This window comes from Janthinobacterium goodfellowi, assembly GCF_051380695.1.
Classification (GTDB): domain Bacteria; phylum Pseudomonadota; class Gammaproteobacteria; order Burkholderiales; family Burkholderiaceae_D; genus Janthinobacterium.
This window is the reverse complement of the sequence record NZ_JBNYXN010000009.1, coordinates 143713-162384: the sequence shown is the minus strand read 5'-3', so window position 1 is coordinate 162384 and position 18672 is coordinate 143713. Positions and strand designations below refer to the sequence as shown.

At 63.2% G+C, this 18672-nt stretch carries 18 protein-coding genes; 13 read left to right on the top strand and 5 right to left on the bottom strand.

Features of this window, described 5'->3' with window-relative positions; translation table 11 throughout:
• Nucleotides 1-9: 9 nt before the first annotated feature.
• The 13 genes from hisD (at nt 10) to tatC (ending at nt 9208) form a co-directional block, all read left to right on the top strand.
• Complete coding sequence (hisD, locus tag ACQ4WQ_RS26875) at nt 10-1335, top strand: histidinol dehydrogenase (RefSeq protein ID WP_436501243.1); 1326 nt, start codon at nt 10-12, stop codon at nt 1333-1335.
• On the top strand, nt 1332-2261 hold the full coding sequence (locus tag ACQ4WQ_RS26870) for a DNA-methyltransferase (protein ID WP_436501241.1): 930 nt from the start codon (nt 1332-1334) through the stop codon (nt 2259-2261). Before hisD ends, ACQ4WQ_RS26870 begins: the two co-directional genes overlap by 4 nt.
• Nucleotides 2262-2294: 33 nt before the next feature.
• A complete protein-coding gene (hisC, locus tag ACQ4WQ_RS26865; RefSeq protein ID WP_436501239.1) occupies nt 2295-3389 on the top strand; it encodes a histidinol-phosphate transaminase in 1095 nt (364 codons plus the stop codon).
• Between the two features lie 19 nt (nt 3390-3408).
• Complete coding sequence (gene hisB, locus ACQ4WQ_RS26860; RefSeq protein ID WP_010402123.1) at nt 3409-3999, top strand: imidazoleglycerol-phosphate dehydratase HisB; 591 nt, start codon at nt 3409-3411, stop codon at nt 3997-3999.
• 38 nt (nt 4000-4037) lie between these two features.
• Complete coding sequence (gene hisH, locus ACQ4WQ_RS26855) at nt 4038-4676, top strand: imidazole glycerol phosphate synthase subunit HisH (protein ID WP_121670709.1); 639 nt, start codon at nt 4038-4040, stop codon at nt 4674-4676.
• Between the two features lie 55 nt (nt 4677-4731).
• Entirely contained in the window at nt 4732-5505 is a 774-nt protein-coding gene (gene hisA / locus ACQ4WQ_RS26850; RefSeq protein WP_070219639.1) for a 1-(5-phosphoribosyl)-5-[(5-phosphoribosylamino)methylideneamino]imidazole-4-carboxamide isomerase, read from the top strand.
• A 59-nt stretch (nt 5506-5564) separates the two neighbouring features.
• The gene (hisF, locus tag ACQ4WQ_RS26845) at nt 5565-6326 is read left to right on the top strand and encodes an imidazole glycerol phosphate synthase subunit HisF (RefSeq protein ID WP_436501237.1); all 762 of its coding nucleotides are present in this window, start codon (nt 5565-5567) and stop codon (nt 6324-6326) included.
• A 38-nt stretch (nt 6327-6364) separates the two neighbouring features.
• Nucleotides 6365-6802, top strand: coding sequence for a phosphoribosyl-AMP cyclohydrolase (gene hisI / locus ACQ4WQ_RS26840; protein WP_070219635.1), 438 nt, complete (start codon nt 6365-6367; stop codon nt 6800-6802).
• Nucleotides 6799-7170 (top strand): phosphoribosyl-ATP diphosphatase, encoded by a 372-nt coding sequence (locus tag ACQ4WQ_RS26835; protein WP_034753849.1) that lies wholly within the window; start codon nt 6799-6801, stop codon nt 7168-7170. Before hisI ends, ACQ4WQ_RS26835 begins: the two co-directional genes overlap by 4 nt.
• Before the next feature lie 15 nt (nt 7171-7185).
• Nucleotides 7186-7557, top strand: coding sequence for a histidine triad nucleotide-binding protein (locus tag ACQ4WQ_RS26830; RefSeq protein WP_070313395.1), 372 nt, complete (start codon nt 7186-7188; stop codon nt 7555-7557).
• Between the two features lie 80 nt (nt 7558-7637).
• Nucleotides 7638-7874 carry a Sec-independent protein translocase subunit TatA gene (gene tatA, locus ACQ4WQ_RS26825; protein ID WP_071075001.1) on the top strand — a complete coding sequence of 79 codons (237 nt, stop codon included), beginning with the start codon at nt 7638-7640 and terminating at the stop codon, nt 7872-7874.
• Between the two features lie 48 nt (nt 7875-7922).
• Nucleotides 7923-8456, top strand: coding sequence for a Sec-independent protein translocase protein TatB (gene tatB, locus ACQ4WQ_RS26820; RefSeq protein ID WP_326459564.1), 534 nt, complete (start codon nt 7923-7925; stop codon nt 8454-8456).
• Nucleotides 8453-9208: a twin-arginine translocase subunit TatC gene (gene tatC, locus ACQ4WQ_RS26815; RefSeq protein ID WP_035823092.1), complete on the top strand. Its 756-nt coding sequence runs from the start codon at nt 8453-8455 to the stop codon at nt 9206-9208. Before tatB ends, tatC begins: the two co-directional genes overlap by 4 nt.
• A gap of 83 nt (nt 9209-9291) precedes the next feature.
• Here tatC and ACQ4WQ_RS26810 read toward each other — a convergent pair whose 3' ends face one another.
• The 5 genes from ACQ4WQ_RS26810 to ACQ4WQ_RS26790 form a co-directional block, all read right to left on the bottom strand.
• Nucleotides 9292-9693, bottom strand: a complete 402-nt coding sequence (locus tag ACQ4WQ_RS26810) for a hypothetical protein (protein ID WP_436501234.1) — start codon at nt 9691-9693, stop codon at nt 9292-9294.
• A 170-nt stretch (nt 9694-9863) separates the two neighbouring features.
• Nucleotides 9864-11714: a DUF885 domain-containing protein gene (locus tag ACQ4WQ_RS26805; protein WP_436501295.1), complete on the bottom strand. Its 1851-nt coding sequence runs from the start codon at nt 11712-11714 to the stop codon at nt 9864-9866.
• 169 nt (nt 11715-11883) lie between these two features.
• Nucleotides 11884-12372: a hypothetical protein gene (locus ACQ4WQ_RS26800; RefSeq protein WP_436501232.1), complete on the bottom strand. Its 489-nt coding sequence runs from the start codon at nt 12370-12372 to the stop codon at nt 11884-11886.
• 69 nt (nt 12373-12441) lie between these two features.
• A complete protein-coding gene (locus ACQ4WQ_RS26795; RefSeq protein ID WP_436501230.1) occupies nt 12442-16623 on the bottom strand; it encodes a DEAD/DEAH box helicase in 4182 nt (1393 codons plus the stop codon).
• Nucleotides 16620-18563, bottom strand: a complete 1944-nt coding sequence (locus ACQ4WQ_RS26790) for a dipeptidyl-peptidase 5 (protein ID WP_436501228.1) — start codon at nt 18561-18563, stop codon at nt 16620-16622. The genes ACQ4WQ_RS26795 and ACQ4WQ_RS26790 overlap by 4 nt, the downstream gene beginning before the upstream one ends.
• Nucleotides 18564-18672: the final 109 nt, after the last annotated feature.

The following is an 18672-nucleotide window of genomic DNA, read 5'->3' as shown; positions in this document are numbered from 1 at the left end:
AAGCCGATTATGCCGATACAGATACGCAAGCTCGATTCAAGCCAGGAAGGTTTCCAACAATCGCTCGACACGCTGCTGGCGTTCGAGGCGGGCACCGATGCGGCGATTGAAACGTCGGTCGCAAAAATCCTGGCCGACGTGAAAACGCGCGGCGACGCCGCCGTCCTGGAATACACCAACCGTTTCGACCGCATCCCGCATGGCGGCGCGGCGGAAATGGCGGCGTTTGATATTTCGCAAGCCGAACTGCAGGCGGCCCTGAACGGCTTGCCGTCGGCCCAGCGCGAAGCGCTGCAGATCGCCGCCCAGCGCATCCGCGCCTTCCACGAACGCCAGCGCGAGGAATTGCGCGGTTTTAGCTACACCGAGCCCGATGGCACGGTGCTGGGGCAAAAGATCACGCCGCTGGACCGGGTCGGCATCTACGTCCCGGGCGGCAAGGCTGCGTATCCGTCGTCCGTGCTGATGAACGCCATTCCCGCGCATGTGGCGGGCGTGGGCGAAATCATCATGGTGGTGCCGACGCCCGATGGCGTGAAAAACCAGATGGTGCTGGCCGCCGCCGCGATCGCGGGCGTGACGCGCGTGATCACCATCGGCGGCGCGCAAGCCGTCGGCGCGCTGGCCTACGGCACGCAGACGATCGCCGCCGTCGATAAAATCGTCGGCCCCGGCAACGCCTATGTGGCGGCCGCCAAGCGCCGCGTGTTCGGCATCGTCGGCATCGACATGATCGCCGGACCGTCGGAAATCCTCGTGCTGTGCGACGGCACGACGGACCCGGACTGGGTCGCGATGGACCTGTTTTCGCAGGCCGAGCACGACGAGCTGGCGCAGGCGATCCTGCTGTGCCCCGACGCGGAGTACATCGCGCAAGTCGAAGAGAGCATCGCCAAGCTGCTGCCGACGATGCCGCGCCAGGCCACCATCAGCACCTCGCTGGCCGACCGGGGCGCGCTGATCAAGGTGCGCAGCATGGACGAGGCGTGCGCAATCGCCAATGCCATCGCCGCCGAGCACCTGGAAATCTCGGCGGAGCATCCGCAGCAGTGGGCAGATAAAATCCGCCACGCGGGCGCCATGTTCCTGGGCCGTTTTTCGTCCGAATCGCTGGGCGACTATTGCTGCGGTCCCAATCACGTGCTGCCGACCTCGCGCACGGCGCGCTTCTCGTCGCCGCTGGGCGTGTACGACTTCCAGAAGCGCTCGTCCATCATTCACGTCAGTGAAGCGGGCGCGCAAACCCTGGGCCGTGTCGCCGCCACCCTGGCGTATGGCGAAGGCTTGCAGGCGCACGCGCGCAGCGCCGAACTGCGTCTGAAGCCGCAGCCATGACGACGATGGCGGACCAGCCGGACTGGGTCAACCGGGTCTATTGCGAAGACGCGCTGGCAGGACTGGCGCGCATTCCCGATGGCTCGGTGGACCTGATCCTGACGGATCCGCCGTACAACCTGGGCAAGGATTACGGTAACGCGTCGGACCAGCAGTCGGTGGCCGACTACCTGCGCTGGACGGAACAGTGGATCGATGCGGCGCTGCCCAAGCTCAAAGCCAACGGCAGCCTGTATATCTTTCTGACCTGGCGCTATTCGCCGGAAATCTTCGTCATGCTGAAACAGCGCATGGCGATGATGAATGAAATCATCTGGGACCGCCGCGTGCCGTCCATGGGCGGCAGCGTGCGCAGCTTTTCATCGGTGCACGACACCATCGGCTTCTTCGTCAAGCGCAAGGATTACTACTTCGACCTTGACGCGGTGCGCATCGCCTACGACGCGGCCACCAAGAAAGCCCGCTCGCGCTCGATCTTCATCGGCGCCAAATGGCTGGAAGTGGGCTACAACCCGAAAGACTTGTGGAGCGTGTCGCGCCTGCACAAGGAGCACCCGGAACGGGCCGACCACCCGACGCAAAAGCCGCTCGAAATCATCGAGCGCATGGTGAAGGCGTCGTGCCCGCCCGGCGGCGTGGTGCTCGACCTGTTCATGGGCAGCGGCACCACGGCCCTGGCGGCCAAGCGCTGCGGGCGCGATTTCGTCGGCTTTGAATTGAATCCCGATTACTGCGCCATCATCGAACAGCGATTGGCGGCGTTGACGCAGGAACTGGCAGCACCGCCGGCGACCAAGTCCGCCAAGGCGGTGAAAAAGCCGGCGGCGGTCAGAAAAACGGCTGCCGTGAAAAAGCCGCCCGCCGTGAAAAAAGCGCCGGCCCGCAAGGCGCGCAGCGCTAGCGTGCCGGAAGACGTCGTCATTTAGTCTCCATTTCATTTCATCAGGAGTGTTTGCAGCATGTCTTTCCTCGATCAGTTAATCAGCAACACCGTGCGCGCCGATGTGCGGGCCGTCAAAAGCTACCAGGTCGCCGATGCCAGCGGTTACATCAAGCTCGATGCGATGGAAAACCCGTATCCGCTGCCGCAGCAGCTGCGCGAGGAACTGGGCGCGCGCCTGGCCGGCGTGGCGCTGAACCGCTATCCGCCATCGTACGCCAGCCTGCAGCAAGCCATCTGCGCCAATCTGGGCGTGCCCGCCGGCTACGACGTCATGCTGGGCAACGGCTCCGATGAACTGATTTCCATCCTGGCCATGGCGTGCGCCCGCCAGGAGCCGGGCCAGCGCGCCGTGCTGCTGGCGCCTGTGCCGGCCTTCGTCATGTATGCGCGCTCGGCGCAGTTTGCGGGCATGGATTTCGTCGGCGTGCCGTTGAACCCGGACTTCAGCCTGGACATGCCGGCCATGCTGGCGGCCATCGAAGAGCACCGCCCGGCGCTGGTCTTCCTCGCGTATCCGAACAACCCGACGGGCAACCTGTTTGCCAGCGCCGATATCGAACGCCTCCTCGCCGCCCTGGGCGACACGGGCATCGCCGTCGTCGACGAAGCCTACGAGCCGTTCGCGCAGCACAGCTTCATGGGCCGCCTGCCCGAATTCGAGAACCTGGTGGTGATGCGCACCGTGTCGAAACTGGGCCTGGCCGGCATCCGCCTCGGCTACATGTCGGCCGCGCCGGCCCTGCTGGCGCAGTTCGAGAAAGTGCGCCCGCCCTACAATGTGAATGTGCTGACGCAGGCGGCGGCCGAATTCGCGCTCGAGCATCTCGACGTGCTCAACGCCCAGGCGGCCCTGCTCAACAGCGCGCGCGACGACCTGGCACGACGCCTGGCGGAATTGCCCGGCGTGACCGTATTCCCCTCGAAGGCAAATTTTCTTTTGATTCGTGTGGCGGATTCCGACGATGTTTGCGCAAAACTGCTTGCCCGCAGGGTTTTAATTAAAAATATGAGTAAAATGCATGCTGCGCTGGCCAATTGCCTGCGCATCAGCGTCAGCACCCCGGAAGAAAATTCCCTTTTTTACGATGCCTTCAAGGCATCCCTCGTTTAGCCTATCGCCAGAGCCTCCCATGAACCGCACCGCAGAAATCACGCGCAACACCAATGAGACGCAAGTTCGCGTCGCCCTCAACCTGGACGGCACGGGCCAGCAAAAGCTCAATACCGGCGTGCCCTTCCTCGACCATATGCTGGACCAGATCGCCCGTCACGGCTTGATCGACCTCGATATCGAAGCGACGGGCGACGTGCATATCGACAACCATCATACGGTGGAAGACGTGGGCATCACGCTGGGCATGGCCGTGGCCAAGGCCATCGGCGACAAGAAGGGCATCCGCCGCTACGGCCACGCGTACGTGCCGCTGGACGAGGCGCTGTCGCGCGTGGTGCTCGATTTCTCGGGCCGCCCGGGCATCGAATACCACATCCCGTTTACGCGCGCCATGATCGCCGGCTTCGACGTTGACCTGACCCTGGAATTTTTCCGCGGCTTCGTCAACCATGCGGGCGTGACATTGCATATCGACAACTTGCGCGGCACGAATGCCCACCATCAGTGCGAAACCGTGTTCAAGGCCTTTGGCCGCGCGCTGCGCATGGCTGCCGAGCTCGACGAGCGCGCGGCCGGCATCATTCCATCGACCAAGGGCAGCCTGTAAGCGCCGCTCTCGCTATATTGTAGATTCCGGGATCAAACATGAATAAAATTGTGGTGGTGGATTACGGCATGGGCAATTTGCGCTCGGTGGCGCAAGCGCTGCGTGCCGTGGCGCCAGAAGCCGACGTGCGCATTTCCGGTGTCGCTGCCGACATCGACAGCGCCGACCGCATCGTCTTGCCGGGCCAGGGCGCCATGCCCGACTGCATGCGCAGCCTGCGCGAATCGGGCGTATTGGAGGCGCTGCTGCGCGCCGCCGACAGCAAGCCCGTGCTGGGCGTGTGCATCGGCGAGCAAATGCTGTTCGACGGCAGCGAAGAGGGCGACGCGGCCGGCTTGGGCTTGCTGCCAGGCAAAGTCGTGCGCTTCCAGCTCGACGGCCAGGTACAGGAAGACGGCTCGCGCTTCAAGGTGCCGCAAATGGGCTGGAACCAAGTGCGGCAAACGGCGTCCCATGTCATGTGGGATGGCATCGCCGATAACGCGTATTTTTACTTTGTGCACAGCTATTTTGCTCAACCTCAAGAGGCAGCGCACACGGTGGGCGAGACTGTCTATGGCGCGCCGTTCGCTTGCGCCGTCGCCCGTGATAATATTTTCGCGACACAGTTCCACCCTGAAAAAAGTGCTGCCGCTGGCTTGCAGCTGTACAAGAACTTCGTTCACTGGCAACCTTAACGTTGGCTTTCCGGCTTTTTTTCCGCCTCTCACTCACTTTTAAATCACACTGACCATGCTGCTCATTCCCGCCATCGACCTGAAAGACGGTCACTGCGTACGCCTGAAACAAGGCGATATGGAACTTGCCACCGTATTTTCCGAAGACCCGGCCGAGATGGCCCGCCATTGGCTGATGCAAGGCGCGCGCCGGCTGCACCTGGTCGACCTGAACGGCGCCTTTGCCGGCAAGCCGAAGAACGAAGGCGCCGTGAAAGCCATCCTGAAGGCCGTGCAAGATTTCGCCGTGGAAAATGATATCGAGGAAATCCCCGTGCAGCTGGGCGGCGGCATCCGCGACCTCGACACCATCGAGCGCTACCTCGACGCCGGCATCACCTACATCATCATCGGCACGGCGGCCGTGAAAAGTCCCGGCTTCCTGCACGACGCCTGCGGCGCCTTCCCGGGCCACATCATCGTCGGCCTCGATGCCAAAGATGGCAAAGTGGCAACGGATGGCTGGAGCAAGATGTCGGGCCACGAAGTGATCGATCTGGCGAAAAAATTCGAAGCCTACGGCGTCGAATCGATCATCTACACGGACATCGGCCGCGACGGCATGATGGGCGGCATCAATATCGAAGCCACCGTCAAGCTGGCGCAAGCCGTCAAGATCCCCGTCATCGCCTCGGGCGGCCTGCACAATATCGGCGACGTGGAAGCGCTGTGCGCGGTCCAGGCCGAAGGCATCGAAGGCGTGATCTGCGGCCGTTCCATCTATGAAGGCACGATCGACCTGGCGCAGGCGCAAGAACGCGCCGACGAACTGACCGACGCCGCCGTTTAAGCCTGCCCGGCCGGGCACGCCTGCGCGTGTCCTGGCCTAGCGACAATCTGGATACCATCATGCTTGCAAAACGTATCATCCCCTGCCTCGACGTGACCAATGGCCGCGTCGTCAAAGGCGTCAATTTCACGGAATTGCGCGACGCGGGCGATCCCGTGGAAATCGCCCGCCGTTATGACGAGCAGGGCGCCGACGAAATCACTTTCCTCGACATTACCGCCTCGAGCGACAACCGCGGCCTGATCTTCGACATCATCGAAGCGGTGGCGTCGCAAGTATTCATTCCGCTGACCGTGGGCGGCGGCGTGCGCGTGGTGGAAGACGTGCGCCGTCTGCTCAATGCGGGCGCCGACAAGGTCAGCATCAACACCTCGGCCGTGACGAACCCCCAGCTGGTGTACGAGGCATCGCAAAAGCACGGCTCGCAATGCATCGTCGTCGCCATTGACGCCAAGCAGGTGTCGCCCGGCAAGTGGGAAGTGTTTACCCATGGCGGACGCACGGCCACGGGCCTGGACGCGTTCGCATGGGCGCGTAAAATGGAAAGCCTGGGCGCCGGTGAAATCTTGCTTACCAGCATGGATCGCGACGGCACCAAGGTGGGCTTCGACCTGGGCCTGACGCGCGGCGTGTCCGACGCCGTCAGCATTCCCGTGATCGCCTCGGGCGGCGTGGGCGGCTTGCAAGACCTGGTCGATGGCATCAAGGTGGGCCGCGCGGACGCCGTGCTGGCCGCCAGCATCTTCCACTATGGCCAGCACACGGTGCAGGAAGCCAAGCAGTTCATGGCGCAGCAGGGCATCCCCATGCGCCTGGCGTAAAGACAAGCAGTCCATATAAGCTAAGCGGATAGAAGAACATGCAGAACGGAACCATCGTAGCAAGCAATGCCAAGTGGCTGAAAAAGGTCAAATGGGACGAGCACGGCCTTGTGCCCGTGATCGCCCAGGAAGCGGGCAGCAATGACGTGCTGATGTTCGCCTGGATGAACCGCGACGCGCTGGCGCGCACGGTGGAGCTGGGCGAAGCCGTGTACTGGAGCCGTTCGCGCAAGAAACTGTGGCACAAGGGCGAAGAATCGGGCCACACGCAAAAGGTGCTGGAAATCCGCCTCGATTGCGACGAGGACGTGGTCTTGCTGAAAATCGAGCAAGCCGGCGGCATCGCCTGCCATACGGGCCGCCATTCGTGCTTCTTCCAGAAGTTCGAAGGCGACGAGAAAACGGGCGAATGGCAGATCACCGACCCCGTCCTGAAAGACCCTGAGACGATTTACGCGGAAAGCAAGAGCAAATGAGTGAAACGTTAAAACGCCTGGCCGCCGTGATCGAATCGCGCAAGCTGGCCAATGGCGGCGACCCCGCCACCTCGTATGTCGCGCGCCTGTTTGCCAAGGGCGATGATGCCATCTTGAAAAAAATCGGCGAAGAGGCGACGGAAACGGTGATGGCCGCCAAGGATGCGCGCCGCGACAACGACCCGTCGAAGGTCCTGTACGAATGCGCCGACCTGTGGTTTCACTCGCTGGTGATGCTGGCGCAGTTCGACCTGACGCCGCAGCAGGTGCTCGACGAGCTGGCGCGCCGCGAAGGCCTGTCCGGCCTCGAGGAAAAGGCGGCGCGCAAGGACGAGCTGCGCGACGCCGGCGAAACAGACAAACACTGACCTACTGGAGCGTGCGTGGATAACTGTATTTTCTGCAAGATTGCTGCAAAACAAATTCCCTCGACCATCGTGTATGAGGATGACGACTTGCTGGCCTTCAAGGACATCAATCCGGCCGCCCCCGTGCATCTGCTGCTGATCCCGAAGCGCCACGTGGCCAGCCTGTCCGATTGCGACGATAGCCATACGGAAATACTGGGCAAGCTGCTGCGCCTGGCGCCGAAACTCGCCGCCGAGTTCGGCTGCGCCGTCAGCTATGACGCCGATGGCACGCCTGCCGGCGGCTTCAAGACCATGATCAACAGCGGCCCGAACGGCGGGCAAGAGGTGTATCACTTGCACATGCATGTGTACGGCGGTCCCCGTCCCTGGCGCGGCCAGCACTGATTTCGCCGTGCGCCGGGTTCGCGTGTATACTACCGGCATTGGTTGACGCTATTCGGGCACCGTCCCGCAAGGAGAATGTGATGGGTTCATTGAGTATTTGGCACTGGGTGATCGTTCTGGTCATTGTGATGCTGGTCTTCGGCACCAAGAAACTGGGCAATATCGGCGGTGATATCGGCAAGGCCGTCAAAGGCTTCAAGGATGGCGTCAAGGGCGACGACGATGCGCCGGCAGCCAATACCCCTCCTGCTGCGCCATCGCAAGTGGCCGACAAAAGCACCATCGACGTCGAGACGAAAGAGAAAAGCAAGTTCTGATAGCGTGGCGGGGCGCTTGCCTCGTCCGGTAACAGCCCTTGTCCGCTTATGATCGATCTCGGTCTCTCTAAAATCGCCATCATCGGCGTGGTTGCGTTGATAGTCATCGGCCCTGAAAAGTTGCCGAGAGTGGCGCGCATGGCCGGTACCCTGTACGGCCGCGCGCAACGCTACCTGAACCAGGTGAAATCCGAAGTCTCGCGCGAAATTGAAATGGAAGAGCTGAAAAACCTGCAGAAGGAAGTGCAGGAGGCGGCCCATTCCGTCAAACAAAGTGTGGAGAAATCCATGCATGGCGTGGAAAATTCGATCTCCGGCAACCTGGCCGAGGTGGAAAACGCCTGGCGCGGCGATTCCAGTGCGTATGAGGGGCATCACGACGCCCACGAAGCCATGCTGCGCGCCACCAACGATGACCTGGCTCGCAAGGCGCGCGAATTCCGCCGCAAGAAACTGGTGCGCAATTCCGCCATCCCTGGCTGGTACAAGCAGCGCCATGGCGGCAAGCTGCACGTGCAATCGGCCGCCGCCCGCGTGGCGCGTTTCCGTCCGCGCGCCAGTTCCTCCTCCTTTTACTCATGAGCAGCAAATCTCCGGTGGAAGAAACCTTTATCTCGCATCTGGTCGAGCTGCGCAACCGCCTGGTCAAGGCCTCGATCGGCATCGCTGTCGTCTGCGCCGTGCTGTTCTATTGGCCCGGTCCCTCGCATATCTACGATTTCATCGCCGCGCCGATGATCGCCTCGCTGCCGGCCGGCTCGAAAATGATCGCCACCGGCGTCATCTCGCCCTTCCTGGTGCCGATGAAAGTGACCTTGGTGATCGCCTTCATCGTCGCCTTGCCCTGGGTGCTGTACCAGATGTGGGCCTTTATCGCGCCCGGCCTGTACACGCATGAAAAGCGTTTGATCGCGCCGCTGGTCATCTCTTCTTCCCTGCTGTTCATGGCCGGCGTGGCCTTCTGCTATTTCTTTGTGTTTGGCCGCGTGTTTCACTTCATCAGCGACTTTTCCCCGTCGTCGATCGCGGTGACCCCTGATATCGAAAACTACCTCGATTTCGTCATGTCGATGTGCCTGGCCTTTGGTGCCACGTTCGAAGTGCCCGTGGTGGTGGTGATCCTCGTGCGCATGGGCCTCGTTTCTATTGCGAAACTCAAGGAAGTGCGTCCCTACATCATCGTCGGCGCCTTCGTGATTGCCGCCATCGTCACGCCGCCGGACGTCGTCAGCCAGTTCTCGCTGGCCATCCCGATGTGCCTGCTGTTCGAACTGGGCCTGCTGGTGGCACCCATCTTCGTCAAGGCCACCCAGGCGCCGGAAGAAGCGTCCTAGGCGTAAGCAAGCCACACAGGCAAAAGCCGCTGACCTCCCCCGGGAGCAGCGGCTTTTTCATTGTCGAGAAAGTTGGTGTGCGCTTACTGCAGCATCAGCTTGCTGAGGATGCCCAGGTTGAGCAGGATCAAGGTGCTCATCATCCAGTAGACGTGCTTCATGTCCGCGCCATGGCGTAAATCCATGCGTTCCAGGCGGGCGTCGAATTTTTGCTCCAGGGCGTCTATTTTGGTGTCGAGCCTGAGCTCCAGCGCATCGATCTTCACCTCCAGGGCGCCTACCTTGGTATCGACGTTCTGCGACACCAGCTTGATTTCCCCCAGCAGATTGCGTTCCAGCGCCGCCAGTTCGCCATGCACGACGACGGCTGAGCCGAGTACCTCGCCCAGGGCCGTGGCATGGGCTTCCGCCTGCTGCGTGGGCACGCCCGCCGAGGCGAGGCGTTTGGCGTCATCGAGGGTGTCGAACTGGATGGGCATATGCATGGACGCTCCTATATCCAGCCTAGCAGGAAAATCGGCAATTGCCAGTGAGGAGTGCGGTGGCGCCTGCCTTCCGGTCAGCGTAATCGACAGGGACGCTGATGATTTGCGACGGCGCAAACGCATGCAAAAAGGGCGCCGCGGCGCCCTTTGCAAGGTGAGATGGATACCGCTTAGTTCATCAATTCCTTGATGACCTTCACGGGCGCGCTGCCATAGCTGAGGAATTGCTCGTGGAAATCCTTCAGCACGAACTTGCTGCCCAGCGCTTGCTTGCGCTGTTCGCGCAAGTCCATGATTTCGCTGTAGCCGCTGAAATAGCTGGTCAGTTGTACCGAGCTCAGCTGCACGCGGCGCCATTTTTCCGTCGCTTCACGCTTGGTCTGGAAGGCCTGGCGCGTCAGCAGGTCGAGCGCTTGCGCTTCCGTCATGCCCAGCACGTGTACGCTGTAGTCGAGGATGGTGTTGGTGACGCTGCGCAAGTTCCATTTCGAATACATCAGCCACATTTCCGGCGCGTTGTTGCCGTAGCCCGATTCGAGCATCATGCGCTCGCCATACACGGCCCAGCCTTCGATCATGGCGCCATTGCCGAAGATCGACTTGACCAGCGACGGCGACTTGTTGGCGTACACGAGCTGCGTGTAGTGGCCGGGGATGGCTTCGTGGATGTTCAGGATCTGCAAGATCCAGTGGTTGTACTCGCGCAAGCTGCTTTCCGCCTGTTCCGGCGTTTCGCCGTCGAGCGGCGTCACGTTGTAATAGGTGCGGTCCTGCGGGCGGTAGGGGCCGGGCGCCTCGATGCTGGCGCCGGCCACGCCGCGCTGGTAGGCGGGCGTTTCACGCACGACGAGGGGCTTTTTCGGGTCCATCGTCAGCAGGTTGTGGCTGGTCACCCATTCCTGCAATTCGGGGATCTGACGGCGGATTTCCGGCACGAAATCGGCAGCGGCCACATGGTTGCTGGACAGCTTGTCGATCACCATGCCGATCTTCGCCGTGCGGTCCGCCGGCTTGGCCGTGCTGCCCATGGTTTTTACCCACAGCTCGTCGGACAGGCTATCCATATGCTCGAGCAGCTTTTCGCGCGCGGCGAGGGCTTTCTGGTACATCTGCTCGGCGCTCACGCTGGCCTGGATATCGTAGGCGAATTTCTGTTCATATAGCTCCTTGCCGATGCGGAAGGAGCGCGCATTGCCGTTCTGCGCCAGCGCGGCATCCTGTTCCGTCAGCCAGGCCGCATAGCCCTGCACGGCCGTGCGGGCCGCGGCGATGCGCACGTTGTACAGCTGTTTTTCCATCGGCGTCAGGATGGAGCCCTGTGCCGTCTTGTTCAGGTCGTCAAGCACGCTGAGCACGCCGGCGCTCTGGGCGATGGCCAGCTGCGTGTGTTCGCGCGTGGGCTGATGGATACTGGCGCGCGCGGCCGCATAATATTGCGGCACCGTGGCGATGCGCTTGAGCAAGGTGCGCAGGCGCTGCGGCTGCGAGGCGTATTCCGTGTTCAGGATGAAATCGATGGAGCCGGCCACGTTGTACAGGGCAGGATTCCATTCGAATTCGCGGAAGGTGGTCAGGTACCAGCGGTCCGATTGCAGTTTATTCGTCAGCAAGGCCAGGTCGGTGCGTTGCTTTTCCGACATCTTGCTCGCATTGAGCTTGCCGAACTTGCCCAGCCATTCTTCGATGAAGGCCAGCTGCTTCTGGCGGCTGGCCGCGTCGGGAATGCTCAGGTTGGCGGCGCCATCGTACTTGCCGACCGAAATCGCGCTTTCCGGGTCCAGGCGCCACAGGGCCGTTAGGAATTGGCCGCTGAGGTTATTCATGGAGCGGTCGCTGCTGTTCTCGCTGGCGACGGCCGCGACCGTGGCTGCCGTGGCCGCCGTGACGACGGCCGTCTTCTTGGCGACGGTTTTTTTCTTGCTGCTGGTGCTGGCCTTGCCATGCGGTTTCTTGGCGGCGCTGGCCGGGTTCAGGGTAAAAGCCATCATCAATGCGGCGAGCGCAACTTTATTTTTGATCAGCATAGTTTATCTCTTGAATATTTTGCTGTCTGTCAGTATCAGAAAATAATAAACTGATAATATAAGTAACAAACAACTATTGAAAGGTTGGCCTTGCTTGCCTGGGCGGCCCAAAGATTAGCATTAATTGCCGCCGCTGCGCAGTTTTTTGCGCCGCAAGCGCGTGCCGCTAGACGACGATGGCGCTGCCGCGCAGCAGCTCCTGGTGGCGTGCATTGATGGCCGCCACGGCATCCTTGCCGCGCGCCATGCCGGTGGCGTGGATTTCCGTTTCCTGCGTGTAGCGCTGGCTGACGCGCACCGTGTAGGACTGGAACAGCCAGCTCCAGAAGTTGGTTTCATAGACGGCTTCATCCATGTCGCGCCATTTGACGCCCGTGAGTTTCTTTTTCCACGGCAAGATACCGGACGCCAGCCACACGCCCGCCTCATCAATGTACAGCTGATAGCTGCGGATGGTCAGCAGGCGATAGCCGACGATCAGCGCCGAGCCGATCAGCACCACGAAGGCGGCGCGCGCGTTGTACTTGAAGGCCAGCGGCAGGGCGGCAAAGAACAGCAGCACGGCGATGATGAAGGTGCTGACGTAGGCGGTCCAGGATTTGCCGCACAAAAAGGTGGCGCGCTGGCCGGCGCTGGTGGCGATATAGTCGGTCATGGCGTGGCATAAGAACAGGGAAAAACGATCATCGCATGGAACGCGGCTTCCCCGTTCATTTTTTCAAGCTCATCGCTTCAACCCCTCTTGCAGCATGCCCAGCATGTCATTGGCCGACATGCGCGCGGCCGCATCGCTGCCTTCCAACAGACTGTCGGCCAGGTCGCGCTTGTGCTGGTGCAATTCGACGATGCCTTCCTCGATCGTGTGTTTCGCCACCAGACGGTAAATGGTGACGGGGCGCAATTGTCCCATGCGGTGGGCGCGGTCCGAGGCCTGGTCTTCCACGGCCGGGTTCCACCACGGGTCCATGTGGATCACGTAATCGGCCGCCGTCAAATTGATACCCATGCCGCCCGCCTTCAGGCTGATGAGGAAGACATCGCCGTCTCCCGCCTGGAAGGCATCCACGCGGCGCTTGCGCTCCTGCATGGGCGTGCTGCCGTCGAGATATTGGTAGCTGACGCCATGCTGCTCCAGGTGCCGGCGGATCAGGGTCAAATGGTCGACGAACTGGCTGAAGACGAGCACCTTGTGGCGGTTTTCCAGCAAACCCGACAGCAGGTCGGCGAACGCGGCCAGCTTGCTGCTGGCCAGGCCCAGCTCCGGCGCCACCAGTTGCGGATTGCAGCAGGCGCGGCGCAGCTTCATGATCTCGGCCAGGATCTGGATGGCCTTTTTCGACGCCGGCCCTTCCACCATGGCCAGCTTTTCCAGCGCTTCGCGGCGCAGGGATTCGTACAGCGCCGTTTCCTGCGGCGACAATGCCACTTCCAGCACGATTTCCGTGCGCGACGGCAATTCCGACAGCACTTGCGTTTTTGTCCGGCGCAGGATGAACGGCGCGATCAGGCGGCGCAGCCGCAGGCGCGCGCCGGCCGCCGCCCGCTTGTCCTGATCCTTTTCGATCGGTCCCGCAAAGCGCAGGTTGAACTGGTCCAGGGTGCCCAGCAAGCCCGGGTTAATAAAACGGAACAGATTCCACAGTTCGCCCAGGTGGTTTTCCAGCGGCGTGCCGCTGGCCACCATGCGGAAATCGCCTTGCAGGGCCATCACGGCTTGCGAACGCTTGGTGGCGCCATTCTTGATCGCCTGCGCTTCGTCGAGCACGATCGTATGCCAGCGCACGCCGGCAAACATGGTGGCTTCCTGCTGCAGCAAGCCATAGCTGGCCACCACCACGTCGAACGGCTGCAAGGTGTCGAGCATGTCGGCCCGGTCACCGCTGCCGAACAGTTTGATGTTCAACGTCGGGGCAAAACGCTGCGCTTCGCTGATCCAGTTCATGCAGACGGACGTGGGCGCGACGACGAGGGTGGGGCCGTTCGGTGCGCGTGCCAGGATCAGCGCCAGCGCCTGCAAGGTCTTGCCTAGCCCCATATCGTCGGCCAGGCAGGCGCCCACGCCCCAGTGCGCCAAGCGCGCCAGCCACTCGTAGCCGGCCAGCTGGTAGTCACGCAAGTCCGCTTGCAGGGTGCTGGGCAGCTGCGGCTGATAATCGTCGAGGGCGCGCAGGCGCAGCAGGTGTTCGCGCCACAGTTTGTCGGCTTTGACGCCGCCCGCATCGTTGGCCAGCTCTTCCAGCGCAAACGCGGCCAGCGGGTGGATGTGCACGCCATCGGCATGCGATTCGCCATACGCGGCCAGTTCCGACAGCCGGCGGTGCAATTCGTCGCTGAGGGCCAGAAACTGGTTGTCGCCCAGGGCCACGAAGCGGCTCTTATTGTTCTGCATCAAGTCGAGCAGGGCGCGCAAATCCATCACCTTGTCTTCGTCGATCTGCACTTCACCGCTGGCGGCAAACCAGTCTTTTTCGCTCTTGATGTTCAGGCGCATCTGGCCGCTGTCGATGCGTTTCGACACGCGCATGGTTTCGCCCTCGGGCCAGGCCAATACCATGCCGGCGGGGTCCAGCGCCTGCAAATCCACCAGCAATTGCAAGCCCAGCGCGGGCTGGCCCAGCAGCCATTCGCCATGTTCTTCTTCCGCCTCTTCCAGCACCAGGCAACGTCCGATCAGCTGGCGCTGCGCTTCGCGTTCGGCATTCAGGTCGCGCCGCGCCTGCACGGCCCGGCCCGCCACGTCGGCAAACACGCTCTCGGCGCCGCTGCCCGGCGCGTAATAGGCGCCATTGTCGAGCAGCGGGCGGACCAGAATCTGCATCTTGAGTCCCTGCTGGTAAGGCAGCAGGTGCACGTGCAGGCGGTGGTCGGCCGTGATCGCTTCCGCGTCGCCCGCGCCGCCGCCAATGTCCGATTGCACGGTGACCATGGACGAGATGGCGCCGATCGCCTGCATCACCTGTTTTTCCGCATGCAGGGGCACGGACAGGCCCAGGCCCACGATGGCGCCGATGCGGCGGTGCTCGTCGAGGATGTGCACCACGCGCAGGCGCGTCGGCGTTTCCCTCTGCACCACGACATTGCTGCCGCTGTCGGGCAGCGGCGGCTGCATGCCCAGCCACAGCTGCCCCTCGTGCGACTTGATGAGGAGCTCGGGCGCGCCGGCGATCAGTTCCACGCGCGTCTCGGGGTGGTCGAGCCAGAAGACGAGCGGGTGGCCCACCAGCAGCACGGCGGCCTTGTCCAGCTCCACCTCATAGCGCGGCGCCGACGAATAATATTGTTTGAACGGCGCGATGCTGCCCGCCGCGCGCGCGTCTTGCGGCGTGAGGAAATCGATGTCGCCCGCCTCTTCGGCCAGGCGTTTGAGGCCCATGGCGCGGCCCTTGCTCCAGCCGCCCCGCGCGTCGCGCTTCTGCTCGCGCACTTCCACGGCCGTCAAGCCGAAGCGCGGGTCGAACGCCACCAGCCACACGAGGCGCGAGACGCCGCCGGCGGCTTCGGCGGGCGCGTTCTGCTGCAGGTTGATGAGGGCACTCAGCTGGCGCTGCCACGCTTCCTGGCGCTCGAACCACGGCGCCATGTCCGTCAGACCGTGTTGCGCGCGCTTGGCCGTGGCATAGCGCTCCTGCTGCGGCTCGCCCAGCAAGCCCAGCAAGCCGGCCGCCTGCGCGGCGATCAGGTCGTAGCCGGCCGCATCGGCCTGCTGCACCAGCGACCGCAGCTGGTCCTTGCGTTCGCTCAATTGCGGCAGCGCCAGCCAGTAGTACAGCAAGGCCTGGAACAGCTGCGCCTGCAAGCCTGTTTCCCAGCTGCGCGTGGGGATGCTGTCCGCCTGCTGCACGCCGGCGCGCACCAGGCGCAAGGTGTTCAACTGCTGGTAGACGATGCTGTCGTGGTTCGGCTGCGCGTGCAGGGCGATATCGAGGTAGGTTTCCGCGCTTTTCAGCAGCTTGGCATCGTTGCCGCGCAGCAGGGCGAGCACGTACAGGTGGCCGCCGATGCCCGTAAAGCACAGCTTGCGCTTGCCCGTTTCCTTGCGCAGGCCTTTCAAGGCCGTTTCGAAGCCCGCCACGGCCTGCGCATGTTCGCCGCGCAACAGGGCGATGCTGCTGTCGACAAACAGCGCCTGCGGCCCCTGCTGGCCCGCCAGGTAGCGCGCGGCTGCGTCGAGTTCGCCGCACAGCAGGGCGTCCTCGGCCAAGGCCAGCGGCAGGGCGGCGCCGATGTGGTCGCCGGCCGCCGCCTGGCGCGCATGATGCGCACGTGCATAGCTGTGGATGGCGTGCGCCGTGGCCGGTTCGCGCGGAGCATTGCCCAGCAGCACCGCAAGGATGTCGTCCTGCAATTGCGGCATGACGAAAGACAACATTTCCGGTTCGAACGGGCGGCCGAAAATCTCGATCAGCGGATGCAGCTGCTGCGCTTCATAGCACGCCATGCAGGCGGCCAGGATGGCGGCCACGTGGCGCACCTCGTCGTTGCGCAAGAGGGCGATGCGCAGGCGCGCCACGCCTTGCCGGTAGCTGCGCAGTTCCACATAGCCATCCCAGTTGCGGCGCACGGGATTGATCAGCTCGATGGCCTGGCACAGGTCGCGAAATACCAGGTGCTCGATGGCGGCGCGCATGGCGGGCCAGCGCAGTCTGGCTTCGCAGGCAAAGCCCCTTCCCACCACCTCGCTGGCCAGCGCCAGACGCGTCAGCCGTTGCAGCATGTTGGTCACCGTCAGCAGGGAAAACGGCGTGCCGTCCGGCTCGACGACGTTGGCGCGCTGCAAGTGCTCGTACACGGCATGCTTGCCCACCGGCTCGCCCGCGATGGCCAGCAAGGCCAGGATCATCTGTTCGTGCTGCTCCAGGGCGGCGAACTCGTCCAGCAGATGTAGCTCTACATTCTGTTCGCTCATGCGGGCAAGTTGGCGATGTGCACGGGCGGCTCGCCGGCCGCCACGGGCAGGCCGAACACGCGCTGGTAGAAATACAGTTCCGCCTCCAGGGTGCGCACGATGTTTTCCGCCTTGCGGAAGCCGTGGCCTTCGCCTTCGAGCGGCACATACGCGACAGGCACGCCGCGCGCCTGCAGGGCGTCAACCATCAGCTGCGACTGCTGCGGCGGCACCACCTTGTCATCGAGGCCCTGGAAGAAGATCATCGGGCGCGACAGTTTATCCGTATGGTGGATGGGCGAGCGCTCGCGGTACAGGGCCTCGGCTTGCGGCTGGGGGGCGATCAGGTAATCGGTGTAGCGCGATTCGAACTTGTGCGAATCGTCGTCCAGGCCCTTCAGGTCGGATACGCCATAGTAACTGGCACCGGCCTTGAAGACGTCGTGGAAGGTCAGTGCGCACAGGGTCGTCAGGCCGCCCGCGCTGCCGCCGCGCACGATCAGGCGCTCGGGGTCGGCCAGGCCGTTGGCCGCCAGGTAGCGGGCGCCGGCAATGCAGTCTTCCACGTCGACGATGCCCCATTGCCCGCGCAGCGCGTCGCGGTATTCGCGGCCGAAACCGCTGCTGCCGCCGTAGTTGACGTCGAGCACGCCGATGCCGCGGCTGGTCCAGTACTGCGTCGCCAGCTTCAAGGTATTGCTGGCCATGCTGGTGGGCCCGCCGTGGCTGATGACGATGACGGGCGGCAAGGTGCCGGCCGGCGCCTGCACGTCATCATTTTTCGGCGGATAAAAGAAGGCGTGCGCCGCGCGGCCATTGCTGCTGGTAAAACTCAAGCTGCGCGGCACGGACAGGTAAACCAGCGGGGGCAAGGCCGTGATCGACTGCGCCAGCACTTCCAGCTCATGGTTCGACAGGTCGATGCGCGCCAGTTCCAGCGCGATGGTGGGGCTGCCGCCGAGCAGCGCGACGAAGCCGGGGCCCACGCGCAGTTCGCGGATTTCCTGGTACGGGTGCGGGATCGGCTCCAGCTTGGCCGCCGCCACGTTCAATTGCGCCAGATAGCTGATACCGGCCTGGATATACGTGCAGACGATCTCGTCGTCGGACAGAAAGCCGTACATGCTGCCGCCGAAGGTCCAGTGCGGCGTGGCAAATTCCGCTTCCATCGGACACAGCGCTTCGATGTCGGCGCCGTGCAGGCGGTACAGATTCCACCAGCCGCTGCTGTCGGAAACGAAGTGCAGCAAGCCGTTCGGCGACCATTCCGGCTGGCAAATCGACTCGCGCGCGCCGCCGGCGATCAGGCGCGGCGAACCCAGGCTGCCGTCCGGATGCACGTCGGCCAGCCACAGTTCCGTGCCTTGCCACGGCAGGCGCGGGTGGTCCCAGCTGATCCAGGCCAGCTGGCTGCCGTCTGGCGACAGGCGTGGCGCCGCATAAAAATCGTGGCCGCGCGCCAGCACCGTTTCACGCCCGTCGAAGCCGACGGCCGCCAGGCAGTTTTCCGGATGCGCGTGGCCCGCTGCCGGATGCTGTTCGCGCACGGCGATCAGGCGGGATCGGGCCGCATCGACGACGAAGTCCGCGTGGCGCGTATTGCCGCCCGTGGTGAACGCTTCGGGCGCGCCATCGCCGCTCACGCGGTACAGGCAATTGTCGGCGAAATGCGAGAAATACACGGTATCGCCGGCAACGGCATACGCGCCGCCGCCGTATTCATGCACGCGGGTGCGCACATTGAACGGCGCCGAAGTCAATTCATCGACCCGCGCGCCGCGCTGGCGCAGCAGGGTGTTGCGGCCTGCTTCGCTGGCGCGCCCGGCCAGCCAGAATACGTCGGCGCCATCCGCCCCGCCCAGGGCCAGCTGCGTCAGCGGCGAGGCGCCGGCGGCGACGATGGCCGCGCTGATCGGCGATGGCCAGATGCCATAAGGGGTGCTGGATGCGGTCGAGGTCATGCGGGCTCCGTGTCGTGGTGGAAAGAGGGGGGCCTCCAGGCGGCGTCAGGCAGCGCGGCGGCGTGCATCATCATAATGGAAGGGCAGGCACAACGAAAGTCATCGCTGT

Coding starts and splice junctions, on each gene's coding strand:
- hisD (WP_436501243.1), top strand. CDS start 10: ATGCCGATACAGATACGCAAGCTCGATTCAAGCCAGGAAGGTTTCCAA.
- ACQ4WQ_RS26870 (WP_436501241.1), top strand. CDS start 1,332: ATGACGACGATGGCGGACCAGCCGGACTGGGTCAACCGGGTCTATTGC.
- hisC (WP_436501239.1), top strand. CDS start 2,295: ATGTCTTTCCTCGATCAGTTAATCAGCAACACCGTGCGCGCCGATGTG.
- hisB (WP_010402123.1), top strand. CDS start 3,409: ATGAACCGCACCGCAGAAATCACGCGCAACACCAATGAGACGCAAGTT.
- hisH (WP_121670709.1), top strand. CDS start 4,038: ATGAATAAAATTGTGGTGGTGGATTACGGCATGGGCAATTTGCGCTCG.
- hisA (WP_070219639.1), top strand. CDS start 4,732: ATGCTGCTCATTCCCGCCATCGACCTGAAAGACGGTCACTGCGTACGC.
- hisF (WP_436501237.1), top strand. CDS start 5,565: ATGCTTGCAAAACGTATCATCCCCTGCCTCGACGTGACCAATGGCCGC.
- hisI (WP_070219635.1), top strand. CDS start 6,365: ATGCAGAACGGAACCATCGTAGCAAGCAATGCCAAGTGGCTGAAAAAG.
- ACQ4WQ_RS26835 (WP_034753849.1), top strand. CDS start 6,799: ATGAGTGAAACGTTAAAACGCCTGGCCGCCGTGATCGAATCGCGCAAG.
- tatA (WP_071075001.1), top strand. CDS start 7,638: ATGGGTTCATTGAGTATTTGGCACTGGGTGATCGTTCTGGTCATTGTG.
- tatB (WP_326459564.1), top strand. CDS start 7,923: ATGATCGATCTCGGTCTCTCTAAAATCGCCATCATCGGCGTGGTTGCG.
- tatC (WP_035823092.1), top strand. CDS start 8,453: ATGAGCAGCAAATCTCCGGTGGAAGAAACCTTTATCTCGCATCTGGTC.
- ACQ4WQ_RS26810 (WP_436501234.1), bottom strand. CDS start 9,693: ATGCATATGCCCATCCAGTTCGACACCCTCGATGACGCCAAACGCCTC.
- ACQ4WQ_RS26800 (WP_436501232.1), bottom strand. CDS start 12,372: ATGACCGACTATATCGCCACCAGCGCCGGCCAGCGCGCCACCTTTTTG.
- ACQ4WQ_RS26795 (WP_436501230.1), bottom strand. CDS start 16,623: ATGAGCGAACAGAATGTAGAGCTACATCTGCTGGACGAGTTCGCCGCC.
- ACQ4WQ_RS26790 (WP_436501228.1), bottom strand. CDS start 18,563: ATGACCTCGACCGCATCCAGCACCCCTTATGGCATCTGGCCATCGCCG.